General features: G+C 58.8%; 3 protein-coding genes. All 3 read left to right on the top strand.

What is annotated here, in order from left to right; genetic code table 11:
* Positions 1-3222: hypothetical protein (locus FJ398_25945; GenBank protein MBM3841330.1), on the top strand; the 3222-nt coding region annotated here is incomplete at its 5' end.
* Between the two features lie 261 nt (positions 3223-3483).
* On the top strand, positions 3484-4635 hold the full coding sequence (locus tag FJ398_25940; GenBank protein MBM3841329.1) for an ATP-binding protein: 1152 nt from the start codon (positions 3484-3486) through the stop codon (positions 4633-4635).
* 5 nt (positions 4636-4640) lie between these two features.
* Positions 4641-5104 (top strand): helicase (locus tag FJ398_25935; protein MBM3841328.1); only part of this gene is annotated, 464 nt, incomplete at its 3' end.

Genomic DNA, 5104 nt, shown 5'->3' with positions numbered 1-5104 from the left:
GGCGGCGGCGATGGCAATGCGTTCCATGTCATCTACTGCCGGCTCGCGTCCGATGGGCTTCCTCGCGCACTTGAGCGGCCCGCCGTAAGCCAACTCCTGCGCGAACATCCCTACGCGCTGTTCGTCTTCTCCAACAAAGGCCAGACCGACTGGCATTTCCTGAACGTCAAGCTCGACGAGAAAATCGAGCGCCGCCGGCTGTTCCGCAGAATCACGATCCGGCCGGGCGTGGGGTTGCGCACGGCCACGGAGCGGATTCAACTTCTCGATCTCACGGAGATTCATCCCGAATTGTTCGGCATCACGCCGCTGGCGATTCAGGAACAGTGCGACGCCGCGTTCGATGTCGAGGCCGTCACCAAGGATTTCTTCCGCGAAATTGCCAACTGGTATTTCTGGGCGCTCAAAGTCGCCCGCTTCCCCAAGGACGCGCCCAAGGAAGCCGACGGCCACGACCACATCAGCCTCATTCGCCTGATCACGCGCCTGATCTTCTGCTGGTTTGTGAAGGAAAAGGGACTCATCCCGGCAGAACTGTTCGATGAACGCCATCTCGCCCGGATGCTCGCCGGATTCGCGCCGGACAAGGCGTCGGACAAGGAATCCGTTTTCTACAAGGCCATCCTGCAAAATCTATTCTTCGCCACGCTCAACACCGAAATGGACAAACGCGGCTGGCGGCGCGAGGAGCAGAATTTCATGGCGCACAGCCTTTACCGGCATCGCGAGTTGTTCCAGAAACCCGCCGAGGCGCTCGACGTTTTCAAAAACATCCCGTTCCTCAACGGCGGCCTGTTCGAGTGCCTCGACAAAGACCTCGGTGAAGACGCCAAGCCTCGTTACGTCCGCATTGACGGCTTCTCCGACCGCGCCGACAGCCAGCCGGTCGTGCCCGATTTCCTTTTCTTCGGCGGCGAGCGCGACGTGAATTTGAGCGCCGACTATGGCGACAAGAAATTCGAGCGCGTGCCGGTGCGCGGCCTGATTCACATCTTCGACCGCTACAATTTCACCGTCGAGGAAGACACGCCGATTGACCAGGAAGTTGCGCTCGACCCGGAACTGTCCGGCAAGGTGTTTGAAAATCTGCTCGCGGCCTACAACCCGGAGACTGGCGCGACCGCCCGCAAACAGACCGGCTCGTTTTACACCCCGCGCGAAATCGTCAACTACATGGTGGACGAGGCGCTGATTGCGTGCCTGAAAACCAAGCTGGAAACCGCCCTGCCGTCAGCGAAGGACGTGGAAACCTGGCTTCGGCATCTGTTCGCCTACAACGACGAGCCGCACCGGTTCACGCCGGCGGAGGTGGACGCCCTGATTGCCGCCATTGACAACCTCAAATCCCTCGATCCCGCCGTCGGCTCGGGCGCGTTCCCGATGGGCATCTTGCACAAGCTGGTGTTCATCCTCGGCAAGCTCGACCCGCGCAACGAGAAATGGAAGGAGCGCCAGGTTCAGCGCGTCCGGAACACCATCGCGGAAGCCGAGAAGATTGAGGACGCCCCACTGCGGGAGCGGACCGTGCGCGACCTGGAACAGCAGATCGCCGGCATCAACGACGCCTTCGAGCACAACGAACTGGATTATGGCCGCAAGCTCTACCTGATTGAGAACTGCATCTTCGGCGTGGACATCCAGCCGATTGCCGTCCAAATCGCCAAGATGCGGTTCTTCATCTCGCTCATCGTGGACCAGAAGATTGACGACGCGCAGCCCAATCGCGGCGTGCGCCCGCTGCCGAACCTGGAAACCAGGTTCGTGGCGGCCAACACGCTCATTGGTGTGAACCGGCCCGGCCAGCAACTGCTCCGCAACCGGGAGATTGACGCCAAAGAAGCCGAACTGCGCCGCGTGCGCGAACGGCATTTCATGGCCCGCACTCTTGCCAGCAAGGCAAAATGCCGCGAACAGGATGAAAAGCTCCGCGGCCAAATCGCTGAACTTCTGAAACATGACGGCTGGGACACCGCCACTGCCCGCAAACTCGCCTCGTGGAATCCCTACGATCAGAACGCGTCGGCCGATTTCTTTGATGCCGAATGGATGTTTGGTATTCGCAACGAATTCGATCTTGGTATCGGGAATCCGCCATACGGCGCGCAGTTTTCCGACGAGGAAAAGGAGTTGTTCCTGCGTATCTACCGCAACCAAGACTATCAACTCGATAGCTACCTCTTGTTCTTGGAACGAGGTTTCGACTTCCTGCGACCCTGCGGTGTGCTGACTTTCATCATCCCGAACCCGTGGCTGAGCAACCTCAAGCTAAAGAAAATACGCAAGTTCATTTTCAGCAATCAGGTCGTCCAAGAGATCGTCCATTATTCACGGAAAGTATTCGATGCGGTGGTGGACACCGAGGTTGTAATCCTGCGCAAGCAGCCGCCAGACGGAACGATGACGAAGATAAAGATTATCACGGAACTGGACGCCGTGGACTCGCGTCAAGTCGCGCAGGCGAAATGGGCTGCCCTGCACGGCGAGCCCGTGAACATCTTTGCTGCTGAGGCGCTTGAAAATCTCGTCGCAAAGCTTCGGCACGGTTCTCGTGCGTTGAGGGAGCTGTGCGATGTCACGGTGGGAATGAAGCCTTACCAAGTTGGCAAAGGCGTTCCGAAACAAACGCGCGACATTGTAGAGAAGAGAGTGTTTGATGCCACGCATCGCAAAGACAAATCGTATCGCCCGCTCCTACGGGGTCGCGACATCGAGAAATACGTTACCAAATGGCCAGGCGACCGGTGGATCAAATACGGCGACCATCTTGCAGAACCACGTCCATCCGCCGGCTTTGACGCGCCACAGAAGCTGGTGATTCGCCAGACGGGGGACTCTCTCATTGCCACGCTCGACTCCGAGCAATTCATTTGCATGAACAACCTGCACACGATTGTCCCGAAAGACGCCGATTGCGACCTGCTGTTCATCCTCGGACTGTTGAACTCCAAATTACTCAATCACTATTTCCAGTGGATGAATCCTGAAAAGGGGGAAGCGTTGGCAGAGGTGAAAAAGGAGCACGTGGAAAAGCTTCTTGTTAAGAAGGCCACTCGGGAGCAAGCGGCAGGGATTTCAAAGCGAGTCGAGAAGGTTCTTGCCGCCAAGCGCCAGAATCCCGCCGCCGACACGAGCGGGTTGGAGCGGGAGATAGACCAGCAGGTCTATGCCCTCTACGGCCTGACGCCGGAGGAAATCAAAATCGTGGAGGAGGCGGGCAAATGAATCTTCATTTCAAATTGCATTCCGCCGCCCAGCGCCGTAGGCGCGGCATCTTTGTAGAAATCCGTGTCCCCATCAATTCCAACTCCGTCAGGAGCGGCCTATTCCGCCCCGACGGGGCTTTGGATTTGTGCGGGTCTCGGTTCTACAAAGATGTCGCTCCTGACGGAGCTGCCTGGATTCTCTCGTCCACGGAATCGGCGCGGTTTTGTCACCTTGAAATTCCCCTATGCTACTGTGGATTTTCAAGGTAGCCTTTGAAGCGTGATTCAACGCGCCGCATTGGAAAAGCATGTGCAATCGGCCTTGCGCCGCAGCCGCGTGGTGGCGCTCATCGGCCCGCGGCAGTGCGGCAAGACGACGCTGGCGCAGCAGTTCCTCGCGGCCGACTCCCTGAATTATTTCGACCTGGAAGACCCCGTGGGCCTGGCGCGGCTCGTTGAGCCGGTGACGGCGTTGCAGGATCTAAAAGGGCTGGTGGTGATTGACGAAATTCAGCGGCGTCCGGAGCTGTTTCCGGTGTTGCGGGTGCTGGCGGATCGCAAGCCATTGCCGGCGCGTTTTCTGATTCTGGGGAGCGCGTCGCCGGATTTGATGCGGCAATCGTCGGAATCGCTGGCGGGCCGGATGGAGACCCTCCCGATGGGCGGATTTGGTTTGAGCGAGATCGGCGTGGAGAAATTTTCGCGGCATTGGCTGCGGGGCGGATTGCCGCTGGCGTTTCTGGCGCGGACGGAAGCCGACAGTCTGGCGTGGCGGAAGAACTTCATTCAGACTTTTCTGGAGCGGGATTTGCCGCAATGGGGCATCGGCGCGCCGGCCACAGCCTTGCTGCGGTTCTGGACGATGCTGGCGCATTATCACGGGCAGACGTGGAACGCGGCCGATCCGGCCCGTTCGCTGGGCGTGAGTGAAACGACAGTGCGGCGCTATCTGGACATCCTGACGGGCGTGTTCATGGTGCGGCAATTGCCGCCGTGGCACGCGAATCTGGGCAAGCGGCAGGTCAAAGCGCCGAAGATTTATTTTCGCGACAGCGGGTTGCTGCACCAACTGTTGGGCATCCGGTCAGTGAAGGAATTGCTGGCTCACCCGAAATCCGGCGCTTCGTGGGAAGGCTACGCGTTGGAGGAAACGATTCAGGCGGCCGAACCGGATGAGGCCTATTTCTGGGGAACGCATGCCGGAGCGGAGATTGATCTGGTCATGGTCAAAGGCGGACGCAAGCTGGGTGTGGAATTCAAGCGGGCGGACGCGCCGCAACTGACACCTTCGATGCGAATTGCCTTGGAGGATTTGAAGCTGAAGCAGATTGCCGTGGTGTATCCCGGTGATCGCCGATATTCGTTGCACGATCAGGTCGAAGCCGTTCCGTTAAAGGCTCTGGTGGACGGAATGAAAGGACTGTTTGGTTAGCATTCATGCCCACACACGACATCATTGATAACCGCAAGGAGAAACTGGTGGACCACATCAACCGGATTCTCTCGTCCACGGAATCGGCGCGGTTCGCGGTCGGATATTTTTTCCTGTCCGGGTTGGAAAGCATCGCGCATCGGCTGGTCGGCGTGAAGGAATTGCGGTTGCTCATTGGCAACACGACAAACCGCGAGACGTTGGAGCAATTGGCCGAGGGCTACCGGCGGCTGGAACTGGTGGCCGAGGCGGCAGAGGCGGAGGCGTATCCCAAGCGCACGGAAACGAAACGCATGGCCGGCGAAACGGCGGGCAACATCCGGTCGGCCATCGAGTTGATGGACCAGACGGATGAAGCGCAGGCGGTCGTGACGGCGCTGGTGCGAATGATCGAAGAGAAGCGGCTTGCGGTGAAGGTCTATACCAAGGGCCGCTTGCACGCGAAGGCATACATCTTCGATTACGGCAA

The sequence above is a fragment of the Verrucomicrobiota bacterium genome (genome assembly GCA_016871535.1).
GTDB lineage: Bacteria > Verrucomicrobiota > Verrucomicrobiia > Limisphaerales > SIBE01 > VHCZ01.
The sequence above is the reverse complement of the archived record's forward strand: the minus strand, read 5'-3'. Positions and strand labels throughout refer to the sequence as shown.